This is a genomic window from Methylobacterium variabile, from assembly GCF_001043975.1.
GTDB classification, from domain to species: Bacteria; Pseudomonadota; Alphaproteobacteria; order Rhizobiales; family Beijerinckiaceae; genus Methylobacterium; species Methylobacterium variabile.
Genome location: NZ_LABY01000129.1, coordinates 1 through 14,024, shown reverse-complemented (window position 1 = coordinate 14,024; position 14,024 = coordinate 1). Strand labels below are relative to the sequence as shown.

Genomic DNA, 14,024 nt, shown 5'->3' with positions numbered 1-14,024 from the left:
CCCCCCGGCCCCCGCCGGCGCGCAACCCGGGCCGGTGAGCGGGCCGCTCGCGCGCCGCAACGGCAATCCGGGCATGCCACCGCCGCATGGCACTCGCTTGCTCACGGATGCGTGATCGGTCTACCACTCTGGCGTGCGATCAAGACGACTCTATCTCGAGTTGTCTTCCCAACGGCCGTGCGGGAGATGGCGGGTGCCAAGTTCGGGCCATGTGCGACACGCGCCGCCACATTGCCCCGGCGCCGGCTTCACCGACCTGATGGGCAGCTGGGTCTGGGACATCGCGCGCGACCGGATCTACGCCGACGACGTCTCGACCTTCCTGTTCGGGCTCGACCCGTGCGAGGCCCAGACCGGCCTGTCCGCGGCCGCCTACGAAGCGGGCATCCATCCCGAGGACCGCGACGCGGTCGCCGCGCAATTCCGCGCGAGCGCCGCGAGGGGCGGCCTCTACGTCGCCGAGTATCGGACCTGCCCGCGGGACGGGTCGGTCCGCTGGGTGCTGGAGCGCGGCCACTTCTACCACGACGAGGCGGGGCGCCCGCGCCGTGCCCACGGCGTCGTCGTCGACATCTCCGACCGCAAGCGGGAGGGCGACGGGTCCGCGAGCCGGCCGCCCTCCCGCACCGACCACCCGCTGGAGCGGGCCGCCGACCTCTGCATGGCGACGCGGGAGGCTGTCCGGGAGGCGCGGCAGCCCTTCCTGCTCAAGCTGATCGACATGGTGCTGCTCGAGCTCGGCCGGGAGCTCAAGAGGTCCATGGACAGGGAGCGTCGCCGGCGCCTGAGCTGAGCGACCGCCCCGCCTCATGAGGGTCGCGGGCGGCCGCGCGCATCAGGCGTCGCCCGCCGACCTCAAGGCGTCCTTGCCTCACACGGCCTCGCCCCGCCGCCGCCTTTCGGCATCGTCCCAGGCGGTCAGGGGCTGGTAGTCCGGCACGAAACCGAGCCCCTTGCGGGCGTCCGAGGACACCGCCGCCTGCGAGGTGACGACGTCGATGAGCGCCGGGGCGTTCGCGAGCGCCCGCTCCAGTGCCGCCGGCAGGTCCTCGGGCCGCTCGACCCGCTCGCCGTGGGCGCCGAGGGCCCGGGCCATCGCGGCGTAGTCGGAATCGGCCAGCAGCGTGCCGACGACCCGCCCGCCGTAATTGGTCTCCTGATCGTAGCGCTCGATGTTCCAGGCGGCGTTGTTCGAGACGATGATCACCGGCTTGGCGCCGTGGCGCACCGCGGTGTCGATCTCCATGGCGTTGATGCCGAAGGCGCCGTCGCCGGTGACGCAGATCACCTGCCGCTCCGGATGGGCCAGGGAGGCCGCGATGGCGTAGGGCACGCCGACGCCGAGGCAGCCGAAGGCGCCCGCATCCATGTAGGTGCGCGCCTCGAGGCCGATCCTGGCGAAGCTCAGGAGATCGCCGCCATCGGCGATCGCGACGTAGTCCGGATCCGCGACCCGGCGGATGGCGTCGAAGATCGCCGCCGGGTGGACGCGGCCGTCAGATCCGGTCTGCGGCGCCTTGCCTCCGGTCGAGCGCTGGCGGTGGCGCTCGCGCAACCCGTCCGCCCAGGTCGTGTCGAGGGCGGGCGCCCGGTTGCCGGCGGCGTCGACGATGGCCGCGAGCGCCAGCGCCGGCGTCGCGAGGAGTTCCGGCTCGCCGCGGCGGTTGTCGACGAGCTCGCCGGCGGTGTCGGCGATGCGCACGAAGCGGGCGTTCGGAAACACCGCCGGGGAGCCGTAGCCGAGCTGGTAGTCGAGCTTGCGCCCGACCACCAGGACGACGTCGGCCTCGGTCATCGCCGCCGCCCGCATCGCCCCCACGGTGGCGGGATGCTCCGCCGGGACCAGGCCGCGGCTCTCCTGGGTGTCGAGGTAGACCGCGCCGAGGGCGTCGAGGAGGCGGACCAGCTCCGGCCCCGCCGACCTCGCGCCCCGGCCGCTCACCACCAGCGGGCGCTTGGCCGCCCACAGCACGTCGACGGCAGCGGCCACGGCGGCGGGATCCGGCGGCAGGACGCGCGGGGCCTTCGGCCGCATCCAGTCCTCCAGCACCAGTTGCGGCGGCACGTGGGCCCGCAGCACGTCGGTCGGGATCTCGACGTAGACCGGTCCCGGCTCGCCGAGGTCGCCCATGGCGCGGCTCACCGCCTCGTCGAGCTCGCGGATCACCTGGTCGGCGACGCGAGCGGTGCGGGACTGCCGGGTCACCGGCCGCATGATGTCGACGTGCGGGATGTCCTGGAGCGGGCCCAGATTGGCTTGCGGCCGGGAGGTGCAGCCGCCGATCAGCAGCACCGGCACCCGGGCGAGGGACGCGTTGGCGATGCCGGTGACGCAGTTGGTGACGCCGGGCCCGGCGGTGGCCATGCACACCCCGAGCTCGCCGGTCAGCTCGGCGTGGGCGTGGGCCATGTGGACGGCGGCGCCCTCGTCGCGCACGTCGACGATGCGGATTCCGAGGCGGGCGCAATGGTCCCAGATCGGCTGGATGTGGCCGCCCTGGAGCCCGAACACCCGGTCGACGCCCCGCGCCTTCAGGAAGCGGGCGATCCAGGCCGCGCAGGATTGCGCGTCCGCGTTGAGGTCCTGGACGGTCTGGGCCGGCTGGCTCATGTCGTTCCTCCCGTTGTGTCGTTTCTCTCTCCCTCGCGGGGAGGAGAGGCGTTCTGTTCTTCTAAAATCGACGGACGGCAGCGGCTACCGCTCCCCCTGCACCAGCCTCTCCTTCAGCTTGCGGTGCAGGTTCTTGCCGGTCGCGGTGCGGGGCATCTCGTCGTCCGCCATGAACGAGATCGTGCGCGGGCGCTTGAAGCCGGCGAGCCGGTCCCGGCACCAGCCGAGGATCTCGGCCTCGGAGGCCGCGGCGCCGTCGCGCAGCACGATCACCGCGTGGACGCGCTCGCCCCAGGTCTCGTCGGGCAGGCCCACCACCGCCACGTCGTGCACCGCCGGGTGGCCGCCGAGCAGCGCCTCGACCTCGGACGGGTAGATGTTCTCGCCGCCCGAGATGATCATGTTGCTCTTGCGGTCGACGAGGTGGATGAAGCCGTCCGCGTCGCGCCGGGCCATGTCGCCGACGGTGCAGTACTCGCCGCGGAAGGCCTCCTTCGTCTTCTCCGGCAGCTTCCAGTAGCCGTCGAACAGGTAGGGGTTGGAGCAGTAGAGCTCGCCCGCCTGCCCGTCCGGCACCTCGTTGCCGGCCTCGTCCAGGAGCCGGATCGGCGCCGAGCCGACGCATTCGCGGCCCACCGAGCCGAGCTTCGTGAACTGCTCGGGCGGATGCAGCATCGTCGCCCAGCCGACCTCGGTGGCGCCGTAGAGCTCGTAGAGCCCGGAATTGGGGAAGAACTCCATCACCGCCCGCTTGGTGTCGGGCCGGGCCGGGGCCGAGGAGATCATCAGGCGGGTGATGCGGGTGAGGTCGTAGCGCGCCCGCGCCTGTGGGCTCAGGGACAGCATCATGGCGTAGTGCGTCGGCACGAGCGAGGTGAAGCTCGCCCCGCCCTCGGCCAGCGCCCGCACGCAGTGCTCCGGATCGAAGCTCTTGCGCGAGTAGACGCTGGTGACGCCGCCGCAATAGCTGAACGCCCCGAAGAAGTAGAGCGAGTTGGCGTGGCACAGCGGCATGACCAGCAGGGCCGAGTCGCGCCGGTGGATGCCGAGCTCGATCTCGGTGATCAGCGACAGCATGGCGGCGCCGCGATGGCTGCGGATCGCTCCCTTGGGCCGGCCGGTCGTGCCCGAGGTGTACATCAGCATCCAGGGGTCGGCCGGATCCACCGCGATGCCCGGCTCGTCCTCGCGGCCGCCCGCGATCAGGTCCTCGTAGGACGTGTACCCCGCCGGGCAGGGCGCCTGCCCGAACCACACCACCCGCGCCTCCGGCAGCGGCAGGTCGGCGCCGATCTCCTCGACCGTGCCGGCGAGCTCGTCCTGCAGGATCAGGCCCGAGACCTCGGCATCCTCCAGGATGTAGCGCACCTCGGGGCCGACCAGCCGGAAGTTGATCGGCACCGCGACGAGGCCGGCCTTCGCCGTCGCGGCGTAGATCTCCAGCCACTCGACGCAGTTGTAGGCCAGCACCGCGACCCGGTCGCCCTTCGCCAGGCCGAGGCCGAGGAGGCCGTGGGCGAGGCGGCAGGCCCGGGCGTTCCACTGGCGGAAGGTCATCGCGCGCTCGAGGTCGCATGCGCCGATCCGGTCGGGCTGCAGGCGCGCCTGGACGGCGAGCATCTGCCCGGGCGTGAGCACATCCCTCATCGTCGTGATCCTCGCTGCTTCTTTCCTGCTCAGGCACGTGTGACCGCAAACGTCCGGCCGCACCTCCCTCCGGCGTCATTCCGGGGCCGCGAGAGCGGTGCCCGGACTCCAGAACCTCAGGTGAAGGAGACTGTCGCGGTACGCAGTCGGACTTGCCGAAGGTTGCTCGGTGCGTCTCGATTCCGGGCTCCGCTCTCGCGGTCCCGGAATGACGTGGTGGCTCTCAGTATCGCCGATGCGATCGAAGCACCCGCTTGGATGTCAGGTTCAGCCGATGTCGCCGGCGTATTTCTGCACCAGGGCCCAGGCCTCGGGCCCGAACTTCTCGCGCCACTGGCCGTAGAACTTCGTCGCTTTGAGCGCCGCCTGGAAGGCGCTCGGGTCGGTGGCGTTGAAGACGAGCCCCCTCCCCTCCAGCTCCTTCTGCATGTCGCGGTTGGCCTGGGCGATGTCGTCGCGCTCCTTGAGCGCCGCGGCGTTGAAGTGCTTGGCCAGGATCGCCTGCACGTCGGCCGGCACGCCGCGCCAGACCCGGCCGCTCGCCATCATCCAGAACCCGTCCCAGGCGTGGTTGGTGAGCGAGCAGTATTTCTGCACCTCGTAGAACTTGGCGAAGTTGATCAGCGCCAGCGGGTTCTCCTGCCCGTCGGCGATCTTGGTCTGCAGGGCCGAGTAGGCCTCGCTGAGCGGGATGCTGACCGGGGCGGCGCCGAGGGCCGAGAACATCGAGACCCAGAGCGGCACCACCGGCACGCGGATCTTGAAGTTCCTCAGGTCGGCCGGGCTCTGGATCGGCCTCGTGCTGGTGGTGATCTGCCGGAAGCCGTTGTCCCAGGTCGCCTCGAACGGCACCAGGTTCGCCTTCTCGATCGCCCGGCGGATGTAGCCGCCGACCTCGCCGTCCATCGCGGCCCAGACCTTGTCGTAGCTCGTGAAGGCGAAGCCGATGCCGGTGAGCGAGGTCGCCGGCACCAGGGTCGAGACGACGGTGCCGGGGAAGCTCGCGAGTTCGAGGGCGCCGGAGCGGATCTGGGACAGCATGTCCGAGTCGCTGCCGAGCTGGTTCGACGGAAACAGGCTGATCTCGACCGCGCCGTTGGTCTCCTTGGCGATCGCCGCGATCGCCTCCTTCAGCCGCACGTTCAGCGGGTGCGGGACCGGCAGGTCGGTGCCGAGCTTGAAGGTCAGCTTCGTGCCCTGCGCCAGGGCCGGCCGCGGGAGGCCGCCGGCCGTCAGCGTTGCGGCGGCCGCGAGGCCCGTGGCGAGCAGGTGGCGCCGGTGAAGTCCCGTCATGGCGTGTCTCCCTCGAGGAATTCCGGGGGCCGTCGATCCGGGTTCGTCCGCTCGCAGCCATTATTGAATTCGGAATTCGAATTTGGAATTCGGTATTGCATGAAGGCCCGGTTTGCGCAACACGTTTGTCACCAGTTCTGCGTGAGAGGGGTCCGGCCATGGCCGGCGAGACGGAAGCCCGCACCAGCGCGACGCGCCACCGGCTCGTCGAGCAGGTCTACGGAGCGATCTTCACCGAGATCACCGAGGGGCGGCTCGCGCCCAACACCCGGCTGATCCAGGACGAGCTGGCGGATGCCTACGGCGTATCGCGCCAGCCGGTACAGCAGGCGCTGCTGCTGCTGCGCAACCACGGCATCGTGCGGGACGCGCCCCGCCGCGGCCTGGTGGTGGCGCCCCTCGAGGCGTCGTTCGTGCGCAACCTCTACGAGGTCCGGGGCGTGCTGGAGGGCCTGACGAGCCGGCTCGCCGCCGAGCGCAACGCGGCCCGGGCCCGGCGGGACGGACCGGCCCTGGTCGCCGCCGGGCACGCGGCGGCGCAAGGCGGCTCGGTCGCCGAGTTGATCGCCGCCGACATCGCCTTCCACCGCTTCCTCGGGGAGATCGCCGAGAACCCGATCATCGTCGAGACCGCGGCACCGCACTTCAACCACCTGCAGCGGATCATGGGCGAGGTGCTGCGCGAGGACGAGGCGATGCCGCGCCGGATCTGGGACGAGCACGCCGCGATCCTCGACGCGGTGGCGGCGGGCGACGGCGAGGCGGCCGACCGCCTCTCGCGCCAGCACATCGCCCGGGCCGCCACGGTGTTCGTCGACCGCCTGCGCGCGCAGGAGAACGCCTCGGTCGCGGAGGCGCGCAGCCGGCGGGTGCAGCGCTAGAGCATTGTCCGATCGTCAGGCTCGTCCCCCCCCTTTCCGCGACAAGGAAGCGGCAGCACAGCACCATGACTGCCATCCCGACGGTCGACGATTCCCCGAGCATCCGCCAGATGATCCGGGCCGCGCTCGGCGCGGCCGGGCACACCATCATCGAGGCCAGCGACGGCGCAGAACGTCGGGCCTCGCGCCGTCAGCGGCCCGGCGCGCCGGCATGGTGCTCCAAGGCCTGGCCTCGACGGCAGCGCCGGGCTGACGCTAGAGAACCCGTCGCGCGCGGCGGACGAGCCGGGCGGCGGGGGCTGGCGATGCACCGAACCGACCATCCGGCCGCCCTCCCCGAGGCGGAGCGGCTTTGCCTCGCCTCCCTGCACGCGGGCAGCAGGACGCTGCGAGCCGCGCGGGCCGTGGCCGAGCGGTTCCCGAGCCGCCACCTGACGATCGTCGCGGATCCGCGCGCGGCCGACATCGTGCTCTACCTGGAGGACGGTTACGTCGGGCTCACGGATCTGCCGGAGCTGATCCGGAGGGTCTCGGCGGCGCGCGGGGCGCAGCACGTCCTGTTCTCGGAGAGCGACTGGCCCTTCCCCGTGCTGCCCGGGGCGTTCCCGTCGCTGACCCGGCCGGCGCCCTGGGCCGATGGCTGGGCCTACCTGATCGACCTGCCCCTGCGGCTGCCGGCCGGGGCGCAGCCCGGACCCTCGGCCCCCCGGCACCTGTTCTCGTTCCTCGGCCGGGTCGAGACCCATCCGGTCCGCGCCGCGGTCATGCACCTCGACGGCCCCGGCACACCCTGCCTCGACCTCGCCACCGCGCCACAGCGCCACAGCGCCACAGCGCCTGGCCGGCTTCGATCTCACACGCTCCTACGTCAACCTGATCCGCGATTCGCACTTCGTGCTCTGCCCGCGCGGCTTCGGCGCCTCCAGCATCCGGATCTTCGAGGCAATGTGCCTCGGGCGGGCGCCGGTCATCATCGGCGACGCCTGGACCCGGCCGCCGGGGGCCGACTGGGAGCGCTTCTCGGTCCGGGTCGCCGAGGACCAGGTCGCCGAAATCCCGGAGCGCCTCGCGGCGCTGCGGGAGCAAGCCCCCGCCATGGGGGCGCTCGCGGCCGAGACTTTCCGGGCGCTCTACGCGCCGGAGGTCTTCCTCGACCGGCTGGTGACGTTCCTGACGGAGAGGCACGCGGGCGCGCCCGCCACCGTCACCGGCCTGCTCGCGCGGGCCGTGGCCGCGGCAGGCACGCGGGAGTTCAGGACGCTCGCCCACCAGATCGTTCGCCATCGTCCCTAGCTGTCTGGTTGTGAGCCTCCTTGGCGTCGGCAGCAACCTTGAGCGCCCGGTCCAGGGCGGCGGGATTAGCCTTCTTGGCTGCTGCACGAGCCAGCGCAGGCTTGTCCTTCAGACCCTGGCCCGAGCACTTCGCGGCGGCCTTCGCGCGGCGCCTCGACAGGCTCTGCACGATCGCGGTCAAGGAGGCGGAGGACGGCGACGTCGTGCGCCCTGGGCCGGGCGCTGATCGCGCCCGGCACATGCTGCTCCAGCGCGGCGGCGGCCGCTACCAGGTCGCGATCAGGAACGACCCGCCGGTCTACCGCCACCGCCCCTCCGCCTACGTGCTTTTTCGCTCGGCGGCCCAGGCGGCGGGGGCAATGTGCTGGGCATCATCATGACCGGGATGGGCGACGACGGGGCGGCCGGCCTCCTCGAGATGCGGCGGGCCGGCGCCCATACGGTAGCGCAGGACGAGGCGAGCTGCGTCGTCTTCGGCATGCCGCGGGAAGCGACCGCGCGCGGCGCCGCCGCGAAGGTGCTCGGCCTAGACCTCCTGGCCGGCAAGATCCGGCGCTTCGCCGCCGCCTCGCACCCGCGGGAACTGACCTGAGAGCCTGATCGATCGGCTCTCGAGAATTCATCTTCAACAGGTCATTCCGGGGCCGCGCAGCGGAGCCCGGGAGCCAGAACCGCTGAAGAGTCAGGAAGAGGCGGCGCTCGCTCCGCTTTCCCCTCTACCACCTGTGCGTCTAGATTCCGGGCTCCGCTGCGCGGCCCCGGAATGACCCTGGGGTTTAAACACAGCCAGAGACGGTCAACAGGTCTTCTGGATGCCGGCTCGGCCGCCCCGAAGGGCCGAACGGCCGCGTCCGACATTGTCCCGAACCCCGCCGGCGGCGCGGGCCCGGGTTGCCGGAGGCGACTGGGTCGCGCGTGCTTAGGCCCGTCGCCCGCCCTCACCCGCGGGGGAACGCCCTCGCGGCCCCAACCGCCAGGGAGACCCGGTCGCCGGGCTCGTAGACCTCGGTCACCTTCACCTCGACCGGGGCCTCGGCGCCGTCGAGGAGGATCTCCGCCACGGTGCCGCGGCCGGTGCGACGCCACTCGCGCACGGTGCCCGGCAACGTGCCGGGCCCCTGCCCGATCGTGAGGTCCCAGGGGCGCAGGCAGAGGTCCACGGGCCCTTGCGGCCAGCCGGCCTCCGCGGCGATGACCGTCCGGCCGGCGACGCGCACCTGGCCGTCGACCACCTCCGCCGGCAGGCGGGCCGTCTCGCCGACGAAGGACATCACGAAGCGCGAGGCCGGATGGTCCTGCACCTCGTGCGGCGCGCCGACCTGCTCGATGCGGCCCTTGTTGAGGATCGCGATCCGGTCGGCGAGTTCGAGCGCCTCGTCCTGGTCGTGGGTGACGAAGATCGTGGTCTGGCCGGTCTCGCGGTGGATCTCGCGCAGCCAGCGCCGGAGATCCTTGCGCACCTGGGCGTCGAGCGCCCCGAACGGCTCGTCGAGGAGCAGCACCGAGGGCTCGACGGCGAGCGCCCGGGCGAGCGCCACCCGCTGGCGCTGGCCGCCGGAGAGCTGGCCAGGATAGCGCTTCGCGAGGTCGGGCAGCTGCACCAGCTCGAGCAGGCGCTCGACCCGGCGCCGGATCTCGTCTTCCTTCGGGCGGTGGGCCCGGGGGCGCGAGCGCAGGCCGTAGGCGATGTTCTCGAACACCGTCAGGTGACGGAAGAGGGCGTAGTGCTGGAACACGAAGCCGACGCCGCGGCGCTGGACCGGGATGTCGGTGGTGTCCTGCGAGCCGAAGAACACCCGGCCGCCATCCGGGATCTCGAGGCCGGCGATCACGCGCAGGAGCGTGGTTTTCCCTGAGCCCGAGGGACCGAGCAGCGCCAGGAGCTCGCCGGGCTCGATCGCCAGGCTGACGCCCTCGAGGGCGGCCGGCCCGTGGCCGCCGTAGCTCTTGACGATGCCGTCGACCCGCACCGACGTGCCGGCATGGCGCAGCCGCTCGGGAGCGGCGGCCTCGATCGGCCGCGCGCCTGCGTCGCGGCGGAGGGACAGGGCGTCCGTGGGGGCGAATCCTGCCGTCATCTCAGTGGGCTCCGCGTCCGGCCAGCGCATCCGCGTGGCGCCATTCGAGGAAAGTCTTGCCCGCCAGGGTGACGAGCGCGAGGAGCGCCAGCAGCGAGGCGATCCCGAACGCCGCCACGTAGTTGTACTCGTTGTACAGGATCTCGACGTGCAACGGCATGGTGTTGGTCAGACCTCTGATGCGACCCGACACGACCGAGACCGCGCCGAACTCGCCCATCGCTCGGGCGTTGCACAGCAGCACGCCGTAGAGCAGGGCCCAGCGCACATTGGGCAGCGTCACGGTCCGGAAGACCCGCCAGGGGCTCGCCCCGAGGGTCAACGCGGCCTCCTCGTCGGTGGTGCCCTGGTCCTGCATCAGCGGGATCAGCTCGCGGGCCACGAACGGGAACGTGACGAACATCGTGGCGAGCACGATGCCCGGCACGGCGAAGATGATCTCGATCCCGTGGCGCTGCAGGAACGGCCCGAACAGGCCCTGCGCGCCGAAGATCAGCACGTAGATCAGGCCCGCCACCACCGGCGAGACCGAGAACGGCAGGTCGATCAGGGTGATCAGCAGGTTGCGGCCGCGGAAGTCGAACTTCGCGATGGCCCAGGAGGCGCACAGCCCGAAGACGACGTTGAGCGGCACCGCGATCACCGCGACGAGGAGCGTCAGGCGGATCGCCGCCTGGGCGTCGGGCTCGGCGAAGGTGTCGAGGTAGGAGCCCAGGCCCTTGCTCAGCGCCTCGACGAACACCACCGCGAAGGGCAGGAGCAGGAACAGGGTCAGGAACGCCACCGCCGCGAACGTCAGGGCGATGCGGACCGGGCGCGGCTCGGTCAGGGCGGCGTGGGCCCCGCCGGACCCGCGGGCCGCGGGTCCTCGGACGGACGGAACGGTGGTCTCAGACATGCCCGAACCTGCGGCGGCTGAAGTCCTGCACCAGGTTGATGGCGAGGAGCGCGGCGAAGGACATCAGCAGCATCACGGCCGCGATGGCGGTGGCGCCGGCGTAGTTGAACTCCTCGAGCTTGATCACGATCAGCAGGGGCGCGATCTCCGAGACGTAGGGAAGGTTGCCGGCGACGAAGATCACCGAGCCGTACTCGCCGACCGCGCGGGCGAAGGCGAGAGCGAAGCCGGTGAGCATCGCCGGGATCAGGGGCGGCAGGATCACCGTGACGAGGGCGCGGAACCGCGAGGCGCCGAGGATCGCCGCCGCCTCCTCGCTCGACCGGTCGATCTCGGCCACCAGCGGCTGCACCGTGCGGACGCAGAACGGCAGGCCGACGAAGACCAGCGCCACCAGGATGCCGAGCGGCGTGTAGGCGACCTTGATGCCGAGGGCCATCAGCGGCTCGCCGATCCAGCCGTTCGGGGCGTAGAGGCTGGCGAGCGCGATGCCCGCCACCGCCGTCGGCAGGGCGAAGGGCAGGTCGACGAGGGCGTCGATGATCCGCCGGCCGGGAAAACGGTAGCGGGTCAGCACCCAAGCGATCAGGAGCCCGAACACCGCGTCGATCGCGGCCGCCGCGATCGACAGGCCGAACGAGGTCTTGAGCGCCGCGAGGTTGCGGTCGTCGGTGACGAGCGCCCACAGCCCCGCAGGGCCGACGCTGGCGGCGCGCAGGAGCAGCACCGCGAGCGGCAGCAGCACCAGGAGCGTCAGGTAGGTGAGGGTGATCCCGAAGGTGAGGCGGAAGCCCGGCAGCGCGCTCGGGCGGCGGAAGCGGGCGGGCGCCGCGGCCCGCCCCGCGGGCAGGGCCGCGGCGTCGCTCATTATTGACGGGCCTTCAGGATGGCGTCGAAGACGCCGCCGTCGTCGAAGTGGGTCTTCTGCGCCTTGGCCCAGCCGCCGAAGGTGTCGTCGATGGTGACGAGCTTCAGCTTCGGGAACCGCGCCAGGTCCTCCTTGGCGGCCGCGGACTCGTCGCGGGGCCGGTAGAAGTTCTTGGCGATGAGGCGCTGCGCCTCGGGGGTGTAGAGGAACTGCAGGTAGGCCTCGGCCTGCTTGCGGGTGCCCTTCTGGTCGACGTTGGCGTCGATGAGGGCCACAGGCGGCTCGGCCAGGATCGAGAGCGAGGGCACGACGATGTCGAACTTGCCCTTGCCGAACTCCTCGTCCGCCAGGAACGCCTCGTTCTCCCAGGCGATCAGCACGTCACCGAGGCCGCGCTGCACGAAGGTGGTGGTGGCCCCGCGGGCGCCGGTGTCGAGCACCGGCACGTTCTTGAACAGGGCGGTCACGAAGTCCTTGGCCTTGGCCTCGTCGTTGCCGTTCCTGGCCAGCGCGTAGGCGTAGGCGCCGAGGTAGTTCCAGCGGGCGCCGCCCGAGGTCTTCGGGTTCGGGGTGATGACCTGGATCCCCGGCTTCACCAAGTCGTCCCAGTCCTTCACGCCCTTCGGGTTGCCCTTGCGGACCAGGAACACGATGGTCGAGGTGTAGGGCGTCGAGTTGTGCGGCAGGCGCGTCTGCCAGTCGGCCGGCAGCTTCTTCGAGCGGGCAGCGATGGCGTCGATGTCGCTGGCGAGCGCCAGGGTCACGACGTCGGCGGGCAGCCCGTCGATCACCGAGCGGGCCTGGGCGCCCGAGCCGCCGTGGGAGGCCCGCACCGTCACGGTCTCGCCGGTCTTGGCCTTCCACTCCTTGGCGAAGGCGGCGTCGATCGCCCGGTACAGCTCCCGGGTCGGGTCGTAGGAGACGTTGAGGAGGGCCTGCGCCCGCGCCGGGGCGGGCGCGCCGGCGAGCGCCAGGAGCGAGGCCCCGGCGGCGAGCGCCAGGGACGAGCCGCGGAAGAGCCGCCGCAGGGAGCCGAGCAGGCCGCCGCGGGCGGGCGCCGCCGGGGCGTCAGCCTTCACCTCGGCCGTGCCGCCGCCCTGCGGGGCCGGCTGCGGCGCCTGGACCAGGCCCATCGCCGCCGTGTCGGTGGTGTCCCGGTCGATCAGGATCAGGCTGCCGGTGTCGCGGTTGTGGCGGTAGGCGTCGACCGCGACCTTGCGGTCGAGGGTCAGGGTCACGTCGCCGATGTCGTTGACGCTCAGGGATTCCGCCGGGACGCCCTGGCCGGTCTCGGTGTCGATGCGCGCGCGCACCGACTCCACGACGGCGTTGGCCGTCACGGTGCCGACCTTGGCGAGGTAGGCCGCCCCCGGCTTCAGCTCGGTCTCGTTGGTCCAGAACAGCCGGACCTCGAGCCGGTCGCTCACCAGCGGAGGCCGGCCGGCGGCCGCGATCACGGCGCCCCGGGAGGCGTCGACCTCGTCGGCGAGCACCAGCGTCACGGCCTGGCCGGCGATGGCCCGGTCGAGGTCGCCGTCGGCGGTGAAGATCCGGGCGACCGTGGACGGGGTGCCGGACGGGGCCACCAGCACGGCGTCGCCGGGCGCCACCGAGCCGGAGGCGATCAGGCCCGCGAAGCCGCGGAAGTCGGAGTTCGGCCGGTTGACCCACTGCACCGCCATGCGGAACGGGGCGACCTCCTCCTCGACGTGGGCCGGCACCTCCTCGAGGTACTGCAGCAGCGGCGCCCCGGTGTACCAGGGGGCGGCGGCGCCCGGCAGCACGACGTTGTCGCCGTTCGCCGCCGAGAGCGGGATGCCGGTGACGTCGGTGAAGTGCAGGCCGGCCGCGAAGGCCTGGAACTCGGCCACGATCGCCTCGAACCGGCTCTCCGACCAGCCGATCAGGTCCATCTTGTTGACCGCCAGGACGACGCGGCGGATGCCGAGCATCGAGACCAGGAGGGCGTGGCGCCGGGTCTGCGGGCTCAAGCCCTTGCGGGCGTCGACGAGCAGCACCGCGACCTCGGCGGTCGAGGCGCCGGTCGCCATGTTGCGGGTGTACTGGACGTGGCCGGGGGTGTCGGCGACGATGAACGAGCGCCGCTCGGTCGAGAAGAACCGGTAGGCGACGTCGATGGTGATGCCCTGCTCGCGCTCGGCCTGGAGGCCGTCGACGAGGAGCGCGAGGTCGAGCTCACCCCCCCGCGTGCCGTGGCGGCGCGAGTCGCGCTCGAGGGCGCTGACCTGGTCGTCGAAGATCTGCTTGGTGTCGTGCAGCAGGCGCCCGATCAGGGTCGACTTGCCGTCGTCGACGGAGCCGCAGGTGATGAACCGCAGCACCTCCTTGCGCTGATGGGCAGCGAGAAAAGCCTCGTAGCCGAAGGCGCGGGTGGATTGGTGCACGGTCATCAGAAGTAGCCTTCCTGCTTCTTGCGCTCCATGGCGCCGGCGCC

The 14,024-nt window shown here is 71.9% G+C and carries 10 protein-coding genes and 3 pseudogenes; 5 read left to right on the top strand and 8 right to left on the bottom strand.

Annotated elements, in window-relative coordinates; translation table 11 throughout:
- Positions 1 to 259 precede the first annotated feature (259 nt).
- Entirely contained in the window at positions 260 to 793 is a 534-nt protein-coding gene (locus tag VQ02_RS18520; protein WP_053080432.1) for a PAS domain-containing protein, read from the top strand.
- Between the two features lie 78 nt (positions 794 to 871).
- On the opposite strand, the gene VQ02_RS18515 is transcribed toward VQ02_RS18520, so the two are convergent.
- From VQ02_RS18515 to VQ02_RS18505, 3 genes are all read right to left on the bottom strand, one after another.
- Positions 872 to 2,611: a thiamine pyrophosphate-binding protein gene (locus VQ02_RS18515; protein WP_048445682.1), complete on the bottom strand. Its 1,740-nt coding sequence runs from the start codon at positions 2,609 to 2,611 to the stop codon at positions 872 to 874.
- Between the two features lie 84 nt (positions 2,612 to 2,695).
- Positions 2,696 to 4,258: a class I adenylate-forming enzyme family protein gene (locus VQ02_RS18510; protein ID WP_048445681.1), complete on the bottom strand. Its 1,563-nt coding sequence runs from the start codon at positions 4,256 to 4,258 to the stop codon at positions 2,696 to 2,698.
- A 267-nt stretch (positions 4,259 to 4,525) separates the two neighbouring features.
- Complete coding sequence (locus VQ02_RS18505; protein WP_048445680.1) at positions 4,526 to 5,551, bottom strand: TRAP transporter substrate-binding protein; 1,026 nt, start codon at positions 5,549 to 5,551, stop codon at positions 4,526 to 4,528.
- A 158-nt stretch (positions 5,552 to 5,709) separates the two neighbouring features.
- Here VQ02_RS18505 and VQ02_RS18500 point away from each other — a divergent pair, with 158 nt between their 5' ends.
- The 4 genes and pseudogenes from VQ02_RS18500 to VQ02_RS35800 all read left to right on the top strand — a co-directional run.
- A complete protein-coding gene (locus tag VQ02_RS18500; protein WP_048445679.1) occupies positions 5,710 to 6,432 on the top strand; it encodes a GntR family transcriptional regulator in 723 nt (240 codons plus the stop codon).
- Positions 6,433 to 6,497: 65 nt separating this feature from the next.
- Positions 6,498 to 6,605 (top strand): annotated as a pseudogene (locus VQ02_RS40060) (response regulator); the annotation flags it as partial.
- 571 nt (positions 6,606 to 7,176) lie between these two features.
- The gene (locus VQ02_RS18495; RefSeq protein ID WP_083469300.1) at positions 7,177 to 7,725 is read left to right on the top strand and encodes an exostosin domain-containing protein; all 549 of its coding nucleotides are present in this window, start codon (positions 7,177 to 7,179) and stop codon (positions 7,723 to 7,725) included.
- Between the two features lie 119 nt (positions 7,726 to 7,844).
- A pseudogene (locus tag VQ02_RS35800) lies at positions 7,845 to 8,317 on the top strand (chemotaxis protein CheB); the annotation flags it as partial.
- Positions 8,318 to 8,663: 346 nt separating this feature from the next.
- Here the strand turns inward: VQ02_RS35800 and VQ02_RS18485 are convergent.
- The 5 genes and pseudogenes from VQ02_RS18485 to cysN form a co-directional block, all read right to left on the bottom strand.
- Positions 8,664 to 9,803 (bottom strand): sulfate/molybdate ABC transporter ATP-binding protein, encoded by a 1,140-nt coding sequence (locus VQ02_RS18485; RefSeq protein WP_048445677.1) that lies wholly within the window; start codon positions 9,801 to 9,803, stop codon positions 8,664 to 8,666.
- A gap of 1 nt (position 9,804) precedes the next feature.
- Positions 9,805 to 10,701: a sulfate ABC transporter permease subunit CysW gene (cysW, locus tag VQ02_RS18480; protein WP_209437034.1), complete on the bottom strand. Its 897-nt coding sequence runs from the start codon at positions 10,699 to 10,701 to the stop codon at positions 9,805 to 9,807.
- Entirely contained in the window at positions 10,694 to 11,569 is an 876-nt protein-coding gene (gene cysT, locus VQ02_RS18475; protein ID WP_048445676.1) for a sulfate ABC transporter permease subunit CysT, read from the bottom strand. Before cysT ends, cysW begins: the two co-directional genes overlap by 8 nt.
- Entirely contained in the window at positions 11,569 to 12,543 is a 975-nt protein-coding gene (locus VQ02_RS39280; RefSeq protein ID WP_245239777.1) for a sulfate ABC transporter substrate-binding protein, read from the bottom strand. Before VQ02_RS39280 ends, cysT begins: the two co-directional genes overlap by 1 nt.
- Before the next feature lie 33 nt (positions 12,544 to 12,576).
- A pseudogene (gene cysN / locus VQ02_RS39275) lies at positions 12,577 to 13,980 on the bottom strand (sulfate adenylyltransferase subunit CysN); the annotation flags it as partial.
- Positions 13,981 to 14,024 lie beyond the last annotated feature (44 nt).